We start from the raw sequence: 14,692 nt of genomic DNA, 5'->3' as shown, positions 1-14,692 counted from the left end.
GATGCGCCAGGAGATAGTGATGAAGCAGCGGATTGCGTTGAAGATGATGGTTGCGGTATTGGCTTGTAGCGGTTCAGTGATGGCGATGAATGCTCAGATGGCGTCCGCACCAAAGGTGGCTGCTGGGACGATTATTGAGCCGTCAAAGAGCTTCGGTGATGGGCTGAGCAGCTTCGAGAAGCAGTTGATGGGCGTAGTGAATGCGATGCCCGCGGAGAAGTACGACTTCGCCCCGAGCGCGGCGATCTTTGTGCCAGCAGAAAAGACCCAGTACGACGGCGTGCGGACGTTTGGCGCGATGGTGCTGCATATTGCCGAGGCCAACTATTACTACGGCAGCGCGCTCAGCGGAACCAAGCCAGACGTCGATACGAAGGCGCTCGAGACCCTGAAGGGTAAGGAGAAGATCGTGGCGGCGCTGGAGGCCTCTTTCGCGTTTGCGCATAAGGCGATTGGGACTCTGACGCCGGCAAATGCGTTTGAGAGTGTTCGCGGTACCGGCACGCGCGCCAGCCTGGCGGGCGGCGTGATCGCGCATGGCTTCGACCATTATGGGCAGCTTTGCGAGTATCTGCGGATGAATGGAATTGTGCCGCCGGCTAGCGCGAAGTAAGACTCTTCCCGCGAGGGGATCTGCGGCTGGGTACAGCAGATCCTCCCGCTGCGCGGAAGGATGACAAGCTTTTCCGGATGCTGCTTAAGGCCTGTCTGCAATCGCGATGTAAGGCGCAGGGTAGGCGGGACCCTGGTAGTCGGCGCGGGGGCGGATGAGGCGGTTGTCGTCGTGCTGCTCGATCACATGAGCGGCCCATCCGGAGATGCGGCTGACAGCGAAGATCGGAGTGAATAGGTCGATATCGATGCCGAGGGTCGTGTAGGTGGAGGCCGAGTAGAAGTCAACGTTGGCGTTCAACTTCTTCTCTGACTTGATATAGCCCTCGATCTTGCGGGACATATCGAACCACTTGGTGTTGCCGGCGGCCTTGCCGAGCTCCTCGGACATACGGCGGAGGTGGGTCGCGCGTGGATCCTCCGTGTGATAAACGCGGTGCCCGAACCCGGAGATCTTCTTCTTCGCCGCAAGCATGTCGCGGACGTATTCGACAGGATCGGCTCCAGCCTTCTCAATGGCGTAGAGCAGACGCATGGTGGCTTCGTTCGCGCCGCCGTGCAGCGGGCCGCTGAGCGCGCCGATGGCTCCCGTAATGGCAGAGTGAATGTCCGCGAGGGTTGCCGCGATGACGCGGGCGGCGAAGGTGCTGGCATTCAGCTCGTGGTCGGCGTGCAGGATGAGGGCGATGTCGAAGGCACGCGTCGCGGTCTCGGAAGGCTTTTCGCCATTGAGCATCCAAAGGAAGTTGGCGGCGTGCGAGAACGTTGGATCAGCCTCGACGATGGCCTTGCCTTTGCGAACGCGGTCGAAGGTGGCGACCAGCATGGCGATCTGCGAGGTAAGGCGATAGGCCTTGCGAACGTTGGCCTCGTGCGTGCTGCTGGGTTCGTCGGCGTCGTAGATGCTGAGCAGAGACACAGCCGTGCGGAGGACCTGCATCGGGGTGGCATCTGCCGGGACGGTATGGAGAAGCTCGATGACCTTTTCGGGAAGCACACGGGCAGCGGCGAGCTCAGCGGAGAAAGAAGCAAGTTCATCCGCTGTGGGGAGCTTGCCGAACCAGAGAAGATAGGTGGTCTCTTCGAAGGTGGAATGGCTCGCGAGTTCGTGGATGTCGATTCCGCGATAGGAGAGGACGCCGGCGTCGCCGTCGATGTAGCAGATCGAGGAGGTCGTGGCTACGATGCCTTCGAGACCCTTTGGTGCAAGCGTGGTGGACATTCGATCTCTCTCCAATCGGAAGATGAAAGTAATTCAGGGTAGCGCAGCGATGAAAGCGTTGTCTAAGAGGTGCGCGAATATCGGCGCGGCTGTGCGATTTCGGTCCTCTTCTCTATAGGACGCCGATCGCTAAGGAAAGTGTGTGTCGCGACGCAGAGAAGGCTTCAAGGGAGATAGCTGGCGTGCGATCCAGAATGAGGTCCGACATTACCTTCGCCGTAGCTGGCGCAAGCAGGATGCCATTGCGATAGTGGCCCGCGGCGAGCCAGTGATGGGGTCGGGTGGGATGCCGACCCAGGATGGGAAGTCGATCTGGGGTCGCGGGGCGAAGACCGGCCCACGAATCGACGATCGTCGCGTGAGCGAGACCGGGGATGAGAGAGATGGCGCGCTGACGCAGCGATTCGATGGCTGCCGGTTCAACTGTCCTGTCGAACCCAGCTTCTTCAACCGTCGCCCCGACGATGGCGCGGCCTGCGGCGGGCCCGAGTGTGCGCGGAACGATGTAGATGTCTTCCGTGCGGAGCGTCGTCCTGAGCGGCAGATCGGCGGGCAGAGCGAGGGAGAGCATCTGACCCTTCACTGGGATGGCGCGGAAGTTGGCGTCGTTATCGCTAGAACCAGCCCATGCTCCCGTGCAGTCGATGAAGTGGCTGGCCTGGATCGTCGCGGCGGGAGTCTGTACGGTGACTGAGCCCGCGCCGTAGCTGGTTGAGATGACAGGCGAATCGTAGATCGCTTGGATCAGTGTGTTGGCAACGGCGGCTATCAGTGCTGGCGCGAGTTGGCGTGGGTCAATGGAACGCTCGGCGAGGAAGATGAAGCCAGAGTCCGGATCGAGCGCCGTGCTGTCCTCTTCAATCATCAGTTTGGCTCGCAGTTCCTGTGGTAGCGTAGGTGCGCGGTTGTCTGAGAGGGACTGGAGGGTGCGCTGCGTCTGGAAGGGAACCGCGACGCCGCTAAGAGAGTGAACGCGGTCGAGGAACGCAGGATAGAGCGTTAGGCTGAGGTGCGAGAGGTCAGAGATCTCGGGCGGATTGTGTGGATCATCTGCGGCGAGCATTCCAGCGGCGGCGGTCGAGGCCTGCTGCATCGGTGCGCCGGAGTCGAGGACGATGACGCTGAGTCCGCGGGCGTGAAGCTCGAGCGCGAGCGAGAGGCCGATGATTCCAGCGCCGGCGATGCAGATGTCCGTTTGAGTCATACGTTCAAGTCTAAGGCGGCAGCGGTCGCGGGGATCGGTCAAAAGCATTCGTCGAAAGATGGGAGTGTTGCGTCTAAGGCAGTAAGGCGAAAACGCATCACGGAGCGGCACGGAAAAATTTACCGCCTCAGAGCTCTGGTCTCCGCCTGTAGGATGAGAGAGCGTTTGATTCAGTTGCAGGATGGCAGGTGCGCGTCCATCAGTTCGAAGGTACAAGTCGAAGGCACGAGGTGAAGCGATGGAATACGTGAAGGAAGTGGAAGTGGAACGGACGGTCTCCGGGGCGTTCCTTGCGGTCGTAGCGGTGGCGCTGCTGAGCGCGGTTGGCGCGCTGGGTTGGTGCTACTTTCTCCAGAAGAACGTGAACCTGAACCAGCAGAAGCTGGCCGAGGCACAGCAGCAGAACACTGAGCTATCGGCGAAGCTGGACACGACCAATGCGCGGCTGCGCGCGACCACTGAGACGCTTGGCCAGAGTGTTGGCATGACCCAGAAGCAGATCGAGTTGAAGACGCAAGCTCTTCTCGCGGCGCAGGCGACGCAGCGCGATATCGCGGCAAAGCTGCAGGCGCAGCAGGCTGCGACCGAGAAGCAGGTTGGCGCGGTATCGAACGACGTGGCCAGCGTGAAGACGGACGTGGGCGGCGTGAAGACCGAAGTCGCGACGACGAAGAGCGATCTTGAGGCGACGAAGACGCAATTGAACCGCGTGGTCGGCGATGCGGGCGTGATGAGCGGCTTGATCGCGACGAACCACGACGAGCTCGAAGTACTGAAGCACAAGGGCGACCGGAACTACTATGAGTTCTCCCTGCAGAAGGGTGCCAAGCCAACGCTGCTGGCGACGATCAAGCTTCAGTTGAAGAAGGTGGACGAGAAGCACTCGCGCTACACCATGAACGTGAGCGCGGACGACCGCAACATCGAGAAGAAGGACAAGGGGCTCGACGAGCCGGTGCAGTTCTACACGGGCAAGAATCCGGTGCTGTACGAATTGGTGGTGAACCAGTTGGACAAGAACAAGGTATCGGGCTATCTGTCGACGCCGAAGAACGCGCCCAAGGGAGCGGACGCTCCGCAGTAGACGAGGGAGCGCTTCGGAGGCATTGTTCATGCGGGTTTTCGCGCATGGCCCCAGCCGAACGAAGCGCCTTAACCTAACAAGGGGGACGCGATGAGCGTCCCCCTTGTTGCGTTTGCCTGTTGGATTTACTTCTTCTTCGCTGCCTTCTTTGCGACCTTCTTGGCTGCCTTCTTCGTTGCCATTTTGCCTGTTCTCCCTGTGATCAAGCGTGTGCGCTGCACGACGTGCATTGCAGCTAACGAAGGTATAGATTTCGCGAAAAAGAGTGTCAAGAGAAATCGATGCGATGACGCACTTTTTTTGTCGTCAAGTTGCTGCCGTGGAACTGCGACAAGAGTGCGTGATCTGCGCAGCGAGATTGCCTCTCGATCAGCGCCATCACGGATCGCTTTGCTATGCTGGCTATCGCTCGTATTGAATCGATTTTGAAAGCCTCAAGGCGAGCCGCAACCCACATCCCTTCAGGAGTCCGATCATGTCCATGAACCGCCGCAGCTTTGTTAGGGTCGCTGCATCGACTGCCGCGTTATCGGCGATGCCTTCGTTCGCGCTGGCGCAGCAGCCGTTGCGCTTCGCTGTAGTTGGACTGGGGCAGATATCCGACATCTTCATGAAGTCCGTCTCGCAATCGACGAAGTGCAAGGTCACGGGGCTGGTGAGCGGTCACGTTGCGGAGAAGGCGCCGAAGTACAAGTCGCTCTATGGCGTTCAGGACAAGTCCATCTACAACTACGAGACCTTCGATGAGATCGCGCACGACCCGAACATCGATGCGGTGTACATCGGGCTGCCGAACAGCATGCACGCCGAGTACACGATCCGAGCGGCGAAGGCGGGCAAGCATGTGCTGTGTGAGAAGCCGATGGCGATCTCCTCGGAGGAGTGCCGCTCGATGATCGATGCCTGCAAGAAAGCGAACGTAAAGCTGATGATCGCGTACCGCGTTCACTACGATCCGATCTGGCTGAAGGTGAAGGAACTCGCACGGTCGGGAGCGATCGGCGAGATCCAGGAGTTCCAGGGCGGCTTCCGCGCCAACTTCAAGGCAGGGCAGTGGCGACTGGACCGGAAGTTTTCGGGTGGTGGGTCCTTGATGGACCTGGGCATCTATCCGCTGAATGCAATTCGTTGGATCGCGGAAGAGGAGCCGGCAAGCTTTGCGGCGCAGGTTGCGACGAAGATCTCCGGGCCGAGGTTCGCCTCGGTGGAGGAGTCGGTGGAGTGGAGTATGAAGATGCCGTCGGGAGTGCTGGCTTCGGCTGGCTCGTCGTATGGCGTGGATGGCGACAACTATCTGACCATCTACGGCTCGGAGGGCCACCTTCGCGTTAGCCCGGCGTATGGATATCAGGGCGTGAGGTTCACCGGCGAGACGAAGACAGGCCCGATCGACGAGACGAGCAAAGGAGTTATGCCATACCAGTTCACGCTGGAGGCCGACCATCTTGCGGACTGCATTCGGAACAAGACGGAGCCGTGGACGAGCGGGGATGAAGGGCTGAAGGATCTGGTAGCGATGGAAGGGATTTATAAAGCGGCCGGGGCGCCGATTGCGTGAAGAGTGTTTAGTTCGTAGACTCCGCCTTCCCAATCGACTCGGAGCCAATGACGGATACGGTGCAATCAGCACTCGATAATGTTCAAGGCTAACCCGGCCAGCGATGTCTCCTTATACCGCGACTGCATATCCAAACCAGTTTGATACATGGTCGCGATGACCTGATCGAGCGACAGCTTGTGGCCTTCGGTCTCGTGCATGGCCATGCGGCTGGCATTGATCGCCTTGACCGCGCCCATCCCATTGCGCTCGATGCAGGGGATCTGGACGAGGCCGCCGATGGGGTCGCAGGTCATGCCGAGGTTGTGTTCCATCGCGATCTCAGCGGCGTGTTCGATCTGCGCATTGGTGCCTCCGAGCGCGGCGACGAGACCTCCGGCGGCCATGCTGCAGGCGACGCCGACCTCGCCCTGGCAGCCGACCTCTGCACCGGAGATGCTGGCGTTCTCTTTGTAGAGAATGCCGATGGCGGCGGCGGTGAGGAAGTAGCGAATGAGGCCAGCCTCGGTCTCCTGCTGCGAAAGCGCGACGTCGGGCAGGCCAGCGACGCAGTGGACGTAGTAATGCGCGATGGCCGGGATGATGCCTGCGGCTCCGTTGGTGGGCGCGGTCACGACGCGGCCTCCGGCGGCGTTCTCTTCGTTCACAGCCATGGCCCAAACGGTGACCCAGTCGATCGGCGCGAGCGGATCGTGTGAGCCTTGCGTGTTGAGGCGTTCCGCGAGCCGATGGGCGCGGCGGCGGACGTTGAGCCCGCCGGGGAGAATGCCTTCGGTGGCGATGCCGCGCGTGGTGCACTCCTGCATGACATGCCATAGGGCGAGAATGCTGCCTTTGATCGTCTCTTCTGGTGATGAAGGCGATGAAGGCGAGCCCGGACGGGTGATGTTTACGGAGATGTCGCCGAGGAGAGCGACCTCGTTGGCGAGTAACAAGTCCGCGATGGAGAGGTCGTGGTGCGAGGCAAGCCCGAGGAGTTCGGCTGCGCTGCGGAAGGGATAAGGGACAGTGCGAGATGAGGTTTGCTGTGGCGAAGCAAGCTCCGCTTCGGTGACGATGAAGCCGCCACCAACGGAGTAGAAGACCGCCTCTGCGATGAGCGCGCCAGAGGCGTCGGATGCGGTGAAACGCATGCCATTGGGGTGCGTGGTCACGCTGGCTGTGGGGTACATCTGGTCGCGGTGGAAGGGAAGGCTGGCGGGCTCGGAGAAGGGAACGCGATGACGACCGAGCAGAGGGAGAGAGGAGCTGTCGCGGATCTCCGCGAGCTTCGTTTCGACCGTGGTGGGTTCGAGCGTATCAGGAGCTTCGCCAAGCAAGCCGAGGAGAATGGCGCGGTCGGTGCCGTGGCCGATGCCAGTCAGCGCGAGCGAACCGTAGAGATGGACGACGACGCTTGCCGTGCGGTCCAGGGCACCGCTGGCTTCAAGGTCGCGGACGAAGCGGAGCGCGGCGCGCATGGGGCCGACGGTATGCGAGCTCGAGGGGCCGATCCCGATCTTGAAGAGCTCGAAGAGGCTGGTGTTCACCTCTTGATCTTAGCTGGAGTGCGCGTGGTTTTCCTTGCGGTGGATTTGGCGGCCTTCTTCTCCATCGACTTCGCCACGACGTTGCGGTGCGCGGTGGTGAGAGCGCCGAGCAGCGTGTCTTCTGTCGCGGCTTCGAGATGAACGTAAGTCATGCCCATTCTCCCCCATCCTCCCTGGACGGGGGAGAAGACGTCGGGAAGTTCTTCGCAGAACGCGGCTTGTTGATCGAGGGTGAGATTGACGACTCCGCGACCGATAGCCTCGCCGGAGAGCGTGGCGAAGATGCGGAGCTTATTGTCTGCGCAGCGCACGCGGAAGTCAGGATGGTTCATGTGCGAGCTCTCGATGACGCTGGGGAGGCTGAGAGCGAGTTTGCGAAAGTCGTTGGCAGTGCCCATGGATGTCTCCTGATGGGAGCTATGGATAGTTGTCCATCTACAGCTGGCAGTCTGGAAGCCCGGCTAGGTGGGCGAAGCAAGCATTGCGAGATTGGCCCAGGTGAGGGCAACCTCTTCGAGAAGCGCGCCGCCGATCTCGATATGCTTCGTCTTCGTAAGAACGGCCCCGGAGTTCTCGTAGAAGTGCCTTGCGGGATTTTGTTCGAGCACCCAGACCATCATTGCCTTGAAGCCCTTGGCATGGAGTGAGGTTGCGAGCTTACGTAGCAGGGTTTTCCAAGGCCACGGCGTTGCGCGCCTTTCAGCAGGTAAATGGCATACAGTTCGGCATCGCACCTGTCGAGAGGCTCGCGAACCGGCCCGGCAGTCGCAAAGCCCACAACCTCTCCGTCCAGATCGGCAACGTAAATCTCAAGGTCGCGAGTCAGCCAGTCCTGCCACATGGGCAGGCGGTCCGCTTCGTTCAGGGTTTTCAGGTATTCGTCAGGGACGATGCCTGCATAGGTCGTTCGCCAGCTCGCGACGTGGACGTGCGCGATTGCGCTGGCATCCTGTGGGCTCGCCAATCTGACTGCGGTCATGCGATCAGGTTAACCCTCGACACAGGCGACGGCAAGGACGGGTGCGCGTCGTCACACCGTTGCCCCCATACATGCGATCAAAACTGCATCGACGGGGCAACGGGCATGCGTCTCTTACCTTAATTTCTTTGCAGCGCGTGGAGAGGTGGGGGTGACTACAGCTCCGGAGGCGCGGAGATAGGCGGCTGCGGCGGTCAGGCGGACCGGCGGCTTGGAGTCGTAGAAGAGGTTGGCGATGGCGGCCGCCGTCTCCTTGTCGTGATATTCGCCGAGGGCCTTGGCGGCGGCGGCGCGGACGCCTACATCCTTGTCCGTAAGAGCGTTGATCAACTCGTCATGGATGGGCTTGGTCTTCGATTGGGCGAGGAGTTCAATGGCAAGCGTGCGTGAAGTGTCCGCGCCGTTCTTGTGGATGTACTCGTAGGCGGTGATACCGAAGCCAAAGGGCCCCAGCAGCATGGATGCTCCCTGGAGCGCGCCGATACGAGCGATGGTGGACGGATTATGGAGGTCCGTCGTGATCGTGTGGCGCGTGGAGTCCACCAGACCCGCGCTGGCCTTGCGCTCGCCTGCGGCGACAGCCACGAGGATGTCTTCGCCCGAGTGGTCGCCCATCTTCCAGAGCGTCGAGGCGGCGGCCACTGCGACCTGCGGCTCCTTATCGTCCAGCAGGGTGCGAAGCTCCATCGAGAAGTTGCGCTTGGCCGTCTGCGCGGGAGACTGACCCGCAGCCAGGACGGCGGCGGTGCGGATATCGAGGTCGGGCGCGTGCATCGCCTCGATAATCATCTTCGCGGCGCGCGGGCTGGAGCCGATGGTGCCAAGCGCGGCAAGCGCTTGCGTCTGCAGCGCCGTGTGTTTTGTGTCGAGCACCGCCGAGGTGAGCATGGACCAGGCGGTGTCGATATCTACAGTAGGTGAGTCTTGTGCGGGACGGTTGGAGGGCGGGGGCGTGTCGGTATCGCCCGCGACCGCCTGCGGGTTGTTCTGTGCGACGAGAAGTTGCGGCGAGAAGGTGAGCGCGGCGAGGAGGCAGAGGAAGACAGTGCTACGGGTTGTGCGGTTCGGATGGAATCTGTCGAGCGAGTATTTCACTTGTTGGCTCCGGCGATGCGTGTAGGGTTTACCGGTTAGATGTCGCGGGGATGATCGCGATTGTAAATGCTATACTCGCCAGACTTTCGGCCTCAGGGATTTATCAGGCAAATAGATATGCTCTTCAAAGCACGTAGCGCTGCGGTGTACGGCATTGACGCGAACATCATCGACGTTGAGGTCGATTTCTCCGGCGCGAAGCTGGACAAAGAGATCTTCGCCACAGTCGGTCTGCCGGACGCGGCAGTCCGCGAGAGCCGGGACCGGGTGCGGTCTGCGATCAAGAACTCCGGCTTCGATATACCTCCTACACGCATCACAATCAATCTGGCCCCGGCTGACCTGAAGAAGGAAGGCTCAGGGTTCGACCTGCCGATTGCGATCGGGATACTGGGAGCGTACGGAGCGCTGCAGTCAAAGGACCTCTCGGACTATCTGCTGGTCGGGGAGCTGGGCCTCGATGGCAGCCTGCGAGCGGTTCAGGGTATGCTGCCGATTGCGATAGCGGCTCGGGAGAAGGGAATTCGCAACTTGCTGATTCCGGCGAGCAATGCTCGTGAGGCGGCGGTGGTAGAGGGTGTGAATGTCTACCCCGTGCTCTCTCTGCTGGAGGTGAGGGCGTTGCTGAACGGGGCAACGCTGGGAGTAATCCAGGCGGCTCCGTTGAAGGTTGCGACGAGCGATCTGTTGGATGAGCTGCAGCACTTTCCGTTCGATTTCAAAGACGTTCGCGGGCAGCATGTAGCGAAGCGGGCGCTGGAGGTCGCGGCGGCCGGAGGACACAACATCCTGATGATTGGGCCGCCGGGGTCGGGTAAGACGATGCTGGCCAAGCGGCTGCCTTCGATCCTCGCGCCACTGAGCTTCGAGGAGGCTCTGGAGACGACGAAGATTCATTCCGTCGCCGGGGTTCTGGATGCGGAGCAGGGGCTGGTGACTCACCGGCCGTTCCGGTCGCCACATCACACGATCTCGGATGCAGGGTTGATTGGCGGCGGGATGATGCCGCGGCCGGGCGAGGTCTCGCTGGCACACAATGGCCTGCTGTTTCTGGATGAGCTGCCGGAGTTTCCCCGGAATGTGCTGGAGGTTTTGCGCCAGCCTCTGGAGGACGGGATGGTGACGATTGCGCGGGCGGCGATGAGTCTCAGCTTCCCGGCCCGGTTCATGCTGGCGGCGGCGATGAATCCGTGCCCGTGCGGCTACTTCAACGACAAGTCCCGGGAGTGCATGTGTACGCCACCGATGATCCAGAGGTACGTCTCGAAGGTGTCGGGGCCTTTGCTTGACCGGATCGACATCCATATCGAGGTTCCCGCAGTGCAGTATAAGGAGCTTCGCGGAGGGAGCGCCTCGGAAGGTTCATCCGAGATTCGAGCCAGGGTGTTGAAGGCGAGGGAGCGGCAACGGGATAGATTTGCACAGGCTGGCGATCGGACCCGCGGGACGGCAACTGGGGCCTCGCGGCAGGTCTATGCGAACTCCCAGATGGGGACGCAGCAGATCCGGATGCACTGCGAGTTGAACTCCGACGCCGAGCGGCTGCTGGAGCGGGCGATGCAGCAGCAGGGGTTGAGCGCCCGGGCCCATGACCGGATTCTGAAGGTAGCGCGGACGATTGCGGACCTGGAGGAGTCGAATGAGATCGCAGTCAAACATATCGCCGAGGCGATCCAATACAGGACGCTCGACAGAAGCTATTGGAGCTAGCGGCCGGATTGAGACCTCCGTCACGAAGGCGACTCGGCTGAGCGCAAGGGGAGGCGAGATCTATCACCGAGTCAGATTTTGCAGAGCCTTAGCGGTGCTGTCAAAATGGGACAACGTGGGACAGCGGAATTGCGATTTCCAATAGAATCTGTTCTTTAGGAGGATAATTTCACGTCCGGGAAGAACTCGAGGAACAATCTGAGCGGTAATCCTGTTTATGGAATAACGGATTCTCGAACTTTCTAAAAAAAGTATTGACCTTCTCGTGACGAAGCGTTACTTTTCATTTGGGCCGATGAGTTGATCGGTTACAGGCCTGCCAATCGTTATCTCGTATACATCCGAGTCTGGCGATGGAGTTGGGCGGTCATGCATATAGGATCATCGGGCATGGAATGCGGCTGCGCCGTAGGCTAAACACCCGTTACGCCGAGAGAGTAAAGAGACACCGCCACACCACAATGCGCCTTGCCGACGACCGGAACGATATAGATTCTTCCAGCAGTGTGAATTTTCGAACCGCCGTCCTGCAATCAAGCGTCTAAAAGAACGACAGAGCGCGGCAAATATTGGCGCCTCTAACTGCCAGAACCAAGATTGCACCGGGTCCCTGTCGCCCCTGTGCGGTCCGAAGGAGAAAGAACCTATGCGCTCAGATCTGATCTTTGGAGCACTCACGCACGTCACGAACCGTTACCAGCTCTGCCAGCTCGCCTCCAAGGCGACACGGAAGCTGCATAAGCCCAACACCCGCCTTCAGGACACGACCAACGAGGTGCTGGATCGCTTCAAAGACACCGTCCCGATGGATGAAGCCGTCGAACCGGTAGTCGAGAAGGTATCGCTCGAAGAACGCCGCGCAGCTTAACGCGCGGCAGTTCTTTCCTGATGTAAAACGACAACTGAATCAAAAACCATTTCACCCTTCCTGTATCGCCTCCTGATCCTGAACTCCTGAGCTATACTCAAACTACTGCACTTGGCTTTCCGCACGACCCCCTGTCTGACCGACCGGTTTTTTCCCCCTCGGCCCGACGGCCCCTGTCTCGCAGATCCCGCCTCCGCATCAACCTCCTTCCATCTGAACTCTTAGACATCCCCCACGCAAGAACCCAGGTAAAAAATGACAATTTCCGAACTGAAAGAACACAACATTGCCGAATTGGGCAAGCTTGCCCGCGGCCTCGATATCGCCGGCACCAGCGGACTCCGCAAACAAGACTTGATCTTCAAGATCCTCCAGGCTCAAAGCGAGAAGGAAGGGCATATCTTCGCCGAGGGAGTGCTTGAGATCCTCCCTGACGGCTACGGCTTCCTGCGCTCGCCCGACTACAACTACCTGCCCGGCCCGGACGACATCTACGTCTCGCCCTCGCAGATCCGCAAGTTCGACCTGAAGACCGGCGACACCATCAGCGGCAACGTCCGTCCCCCACATGAAGGCGAAAAATACTTCGCTCTGGTCAAGATCGAGGCGATCAACTTCGAGTCTCCCGAAGAGACCCGCAACAAGATTCTGTTCGACAACCTCACTCCTCTCTACGCGCAGGAGCGCATCAAGATGGAGACGGTCCGCGACCACATCAGCGGCCGAGTCATGGACCTTCTCACTCCCGTAGGAAAGGGCCAGCGTGGTCTGATCGTCGCTCCGCCGCGCACCGGCAAGACGATGCTACTGCAGTCCATCGCGAACAGCATCACTGCCAACCACCCCGAAGTCGTGCTCATCGTTCTGCTCATCGATGAGCGCCCGGAAGAAGTCACCGACATGCAGCGTTCGGTCAAGGGCGAGGTCATCTCCTCAACCTTCGACGAGCCGGCAGCTCGCCACGTACAGGTTGCCGAGATGGTGATCGAAAAGGCGAAGCGTCTGGTCGAGCACAAGCGCGACGTCGTCATCCTTCTCGATTCGATCACGCGTCTGGCGCGCGCTTACAACACGATTGTGCCGCCTTCGGGCAAGGTGCTCTCGGGCGGTGTGGACTCGAACGCACTGCAGAGGCCGAAGCGTTTCTTCGGAGCTGCCCGCAATATCGAAGAAGGCGGTTCGCTGACCATCATCGCTACGGCTCTTGTCGATACCGGCTCGCGCATGGACGAAGTCATCTTCGAAGAGTTCAAGGGAACGGGCAACATGGAAGTGATCCTCGACCGCAAGCTGGTCGACAAGCGCGTCTTCCCGGCGATCGACATCCAGCGCTCGGGCACGCGTAAGGAAGAGCTGCTCATCCCGAAGGAAGACCTGCAGCGGACCTGGATTCTGCGCAAGGTGCTGAATCCGCTGTCGCCCGTTGAGGCGATGGAGCTACTGACCGACAAGCTGGCAAAGACCAGGAACAACCAGGAGTTCCTGCATAATATGAGCTCGATTTAGTTCGAGCTTCAAAGTCAAGTTTCACTCGAGCACTCAACTCAGGATGGATACTATTGCGCTAAGCGGTAGCATCCATCCTTTGGAGTTTAGGGAAGAAGATGTTGATCTCACGTACCGAAGCATATGGGCTGCTCGAACAGCTGGGCGCTTCGAATCGATTAATCCGGCACGCACACTTTGTCTCTGATGCGGCAGATTCGCTGCTCCTGGATTTCCGCATGTTGGACGTTCCGGTGGATGTTCTTACCGTTCAGTTGGGGGCTGTGCTTCACGACGCAGGTAAGATCGCACATCCCCATGAACTCGGCGAGCCAGGCTCGTGCCATGAAGGAGCGGGTGAGGCTCTGCTTCTTGCGCATCATGTTCAGCCTGAGATTGCTCGCTGCTGCCGGTCGCACGCAGCGTGGAATCTGGCGGAGGTGACACTGGAAGAGCGAATCGTCGCTTTGGCCGATAAGCTCTGGAAGGGCAAGCGTGAGGCGGACTTGGAACTTCTCGTCATCGATGAGACGGCTGCGCGATTGGGATTATCGCGTTGGGACATCTTTGAGCGGCTGGACTCAGCGTTCGAAGAGATCGCCGCGAGCGGTTCACAGAGAGTTGAAGAAAGCCGACGGGAGATTCAGTAGCCGTTCGCCAGCAGATACTCCTCAGTAAGCAGGTGCTTGGTCGGTGTTTGCATTTGGCGTTCGGCGTATTTGCCGAGGACATCGACCTCGATATTCAGCAGGCTGCCGGGAGCGAGCGTGTACAGGCTGGTAGCTGCGTAGGTGTGAGGGATGATCGCGATTTCTATATCCTGCCCATGCAGCGCGGCGACCGTCAGGCTGATGCCTTCGATGGTGATCGAACCCTGCGGAACGACGTAGCGGGTGAGCGCCTCTGGAATGCGGAGACGGAGACGCCAGTCGGTCTCGGGAGCGTCCGGGGTGATCGCATCAAGGCCGATTAGGGTTGCCGTGCCGTCGACGTGTCCCTGCACGACATGACCACCGAGTGGCGATCCGGCGGGAGTAGGAAGTTCGAGGTTCACGACGGAGCCTTCGCGGAGATGCGCGAGCGTGGTGCGGGAGATGGTCTCGGCGGCGAGATCGGCAGAGAAACGCGGGGGGAAGGCGTTGGGCTCAATGTGCAATGCGGTGAGACATACGCCACTCACGGCGATGCTGTCGCCGGTATGCAGGCGAGATGTCAGTCCCGGTGCGGCGACGGTGATGCGTGTCGCGCCACCGGATTCGGTGAGCGCGAGGATGGTGCCGGTGGATTCGATCAGTCCGGTGAACATAAAAACAGGGTACAGGGTTTAGGGGATAGGGTGTAAGGGC

The 14,692-nt window shown here is 60.1% G+C and carries 15 protein-coding genes; 7 read left to right on the top strand and 8 right to left on the bottom strand.

Translation table 11 applies throughout. The features are described from left to right. The first annotated feature begins 19 nt into the window (after window positions 1-19). Window positions 20-613, top strand: coding sequence for a DinB family protein (locus OHL18_RS12730; RefSeq protein ID WP_263375225.1), 594 nt, complete (start codon window positions 20-22; stop codon window positions 611-613). 84 nt (window positions 614-697) lie between these two features. Here OHL18_RS12730 and OHL18_RS12725 read toward each other — a convergent pair whose 3' ends face one another. Together OHL18_RS12725 and OHL18_RS12720 are read right to left on the bottom strand one after the other, a co-directional pair. After that, the gene (locus OHL18_RS12725) at window positions 698-1,834 is read right to left on the bottom strand and encodes a citrate synthase (protein WP_263375224.1); all 1,137 of its coding nucleotides are present in this window, start codon (window positions 1,832-1,834) and stop codon (window positions 698-700) included. Window positions 1,835-1,946: 112 nt separating this feature from the next. After that, window positions 1,947-3,038: an NAD(P)/FAD-dependent oxidoreductase gene (locus tag OHL18_RS12720; protein WP_263375223.1), complete on the bottom strand. Its 1,092-nt coding sequence runs from the start codon at window positions 3,036-3,038 to the stop codon at window positions 1,947-1,949. A gap of 238 nt (window positions 3,039-3,276) precedes the next feature. On the opposite strand from OHL18_RS12720, the gene OHL18_RS12715 reads away from it, so the two are divergent. Then, window positions 3,277-4,122, top strand: coding sequence for a hypothetical protein (locus OHL18_RS12715; RefSeq protein WP_263375222.1), 846 nt, complete (start codon window positions 3,277-3,279; stop codon window positions 4,120-4,122). Between the two features lie 475 nt (window positions 4,123-4,597). Beyond that, complete coding sequence (locus OHL18_RS12710) at window positions 4,598-5,680, top strand: Gfo/Idh/MocA family protein (protein ID WP_263375221.1); 1,083 nt, start codon at window positions 4,598-4,600, stop codon at window positions 5,678-5,680. Window positions 5,681-5,745: 65 nt separating this feature from the next. Here the strand turns inward: OHL18_RS12710 and OHL18_RS12705 are convergent, their stop codons facing one another. The 5 genes from OHL18_RS12705 to OHL18_RS12685 all read right to left on the bottom strand — a co-directional run bounded on the left by OHL18_RS12705 (window position 5,746) and on the right by OHL18_RS12685 (window position 9,283). After that, window positions 5,746-7,209 (bottom strand): L-serine ammonia-lyase, encoded by a 1,464-nt coding sequence (locus tag OHL18_RS12705; protein WP_263375220.1) that lies wholly within the window; start codon window positions 7,207-7,209, stop codon window positions 5,746-5,748. Beyond that, window positions 7,206-7,607, bottom strand: a complete 402-nt coding sequence (locus OHL18_RS12700) for an MmcQ/YjbR family DNA-binding protein (RefSeq protein ID WP_263375219.1) — start codon at window positions 7,605-7,607, stop codon at window positions 7,206-7,208. The genes OHL18_RS12705 and OHL18_RS12700 overlap by 4 nt, the downstream gene beginning before the upstream one ends. Before the next feature lie 63 nt (window positions 7,608-7,670). Then, a complete protein-coding gene (locus OHL18_RS12695) occupies window positions 7,671-7,817 on the bottom strand; it encodes a hypothetical protein (RefSeq protein WP_263375218.1) in 147 nt (48 codons plus the stop codon). Window positions 7,818-7,825: 8 nt separating this feature from the next. Continuing rightward, on the bottom strand, window positions 7,826-8,188 hold the full coding sequence (locus OHL18_RS12690; protein ID WP_263375217.1) for a GNAT family N-acetyltransferase: 363 nt from the start codon (window positions 8,186-8,188) through the stop codon (window positions 7,826-7,828). Window positions 8,189-8,302: 114 nt separating this feature from the next. Beyond that, complete coding sequence (locus OHL18_RS12685; RefSeq protein ID WP_263375216.1) at window positions 8,303-9,283, bottom strand: HEAT repeat domain-containing protein; 981 nt, start codon at window positions 9,281-9,283, stop codon at window positions 8,303-8,305. Window positions 9,284-9,400: 117 nt separating this feature from the next. On the opposite strand from OHL18_RS12685, the gene OHL18_RS12680 reads away from it, so the two are divergent. The 4 genes from OHL18_RS12680 (at window position 9,401) to OHL18_RS12665 (ending at window position 13,996) form a co-directional block, all read left to right on the top strand. Beyond that, window positions 9,401-10,993: a YifB family Mg chelatase-like AAA ATPase gene (locus OHL18_RS12680; RefSeq protein ID WP_263375215.1), complete on the top strand. Its 1,593-nt coding sequence runs from the start codon at window positions 9,401-9,403 to the stop codon at window positions 10,991-10,993. A gap of 646 nt (window positions 10,994-11,639) precedes the next feature. Continuing rightward, window positions 11,640-11,861: a DNA-directed RNA polymerase subunit omega gene (locus OHL18_RS12675; RefSeq protein WP_263375214.1), complete on the top strand. Its 222-nt coding sequence runs from the start codon at window positions 11,640-11,642 to the stop codon at window positions 11,859-11,861. A gap of 255 nt (window positions 11,862-12,116) precedes the next feature. Further along, complete coding sequence (gene rho / locus OHL18_RS12670) at window positions 12,117-13,367, top strand: transcription termination factor Rho (RefSeq protein WP_184219669.1); 1,251 nt, start codon at window positions 12,117-12,119, stop codon at window positions 13,365-13,367. Between the two features lie 98 nt (window positions 13,368-13,465). Continuing rightward, window positions 13,466-13,996 (top strand): HD domain-containing protein, encoded by a 531-nt coding sequence (locus OHL18_RS12665; protein ID WP_263375213.1) that lies wholly within the window; start codon window positions 13,466-13,468, stop codon window positions 13,994-13,996. Here the strand turns inward: OHL18_RS12665 and OHL18_RS12660 are convergent. After that, window positions 13,990-14,652 (bottom strand): riboflavin synthase, encoded by a 663-nt coding sequence (locus OHL18_RS12660; protein ID WP_263375212.1) that lies wholly within the window; start codon window positions 14,650-14,652, stop codon window positions 13,990-13,992. The genes OHL18_RS12665 and OHL18_RS12660 overlap by 7 nt on opposite strands. Between the last annotated feature and the right edge of the window lie 40 nt (window positions 14,653-14,692).

The sequence above is a fragment of the Granulicella aggregans genome (assembly GCF_025685565.1).
GTDB lineage: Bacteria > Acidobacteriota > Terriglobia > Terriglobales > Acidobacteriaceae > Edaphobacter > Edaphobacter aggregans_B.
The sequence above is the reverse complement of the archived record's forward strand: the minus strand, read 5'-3'. Positions and strand labels throughout refer to the sequence as shown.

Excerpts from the sequence above, each read along its gene's own strand:
- OHL18_RS12730 (WP_263375225.1), top strand. The coding sequence starts at position 20 with ATGAAGCAGCGGATTGCGTTGAAGATGATGGTTGCGGTATTGGCTTGT.
- OHL18_RS12725 (WP_263375224.1), bottom strand. The coding sequence starts at position 1,834 with ATGTCCACCACGCTTGCACCAAAGGGTCTCGAAGGCATCGTAGCCACG.
- OHL18_RS12720 (WP_263375223.1), bottom strand. The coding sequence starts at position 3,038 with ATGACTCAAACGGACATCTGCATCGCCGGCGCTGGAATCATCGGCCTC.
- OHL18_RS12715 (WP_263375222.1), top strand. The coding sequence starts at position 3,277 with ATGGAATACGTGAAGGAAGTGGAAGTGGAACGGACGGTCTCCGGGGCG.
- OHL18_RS12710 (WP_263375221.1), top strand. The coding sequence starts at position 4,598 with ATGTCCATGAACCGCCGCAGCTTTGTTAGGGTCGCTGCATCGACTGCC.
- OHL18_RS12700 (WP_263375219.1), bottom strand. The coding sequence starts at position 7,607 with ATGGGCACTGCCAACGACTTTCGCAAACTCGCTCTCAGCCTCCCCAGC.
- OHL18_RS12690 (WP_263375217.1), bottom strand. The coding sequence starts at position 8,188 with ATGACCGCAGTCAGATTGGCGAGCCCACAGGATGCCAGCGCAATCGCG.
- OHL18_RS12680 (WP_263375215.1), top strand. The coding sequence starts at position 9,401 with ATGCTCTTCAAAGCACGTAGCGCTGCGGTGTACGGCATTGACGCGAAC.
- OHL18_RS12675 (WP_263375214.1), top strand. The coding sequence starts at position 11,640 with ATGCGCTCAGATCTGATCTTTGGAGCACTCACGCACGTCACGAACCGT.
- rho (WP_184219669.1), top strand. The coding sequence starts at position 12,117 with ATGACAATTTCCGAACTGAAAGAACACAACATTGCCGAATTGGGCAAG.
- OHL18_RS12665 (WP_263375213.1), top strand. The coding sequence starts at position 13,466 with ATGTTGATCTCACGTACCGAAGCATATGGGCTGCTCGAACAGCTGGGC.
- OHL18_RS12660 (WP_263375212.1), bottom strand. The coding sequence starts at position 14,652 with ATGTTCACCGGACTGATCGAATCCACCGGCACCATCCTCGCGCTCACC.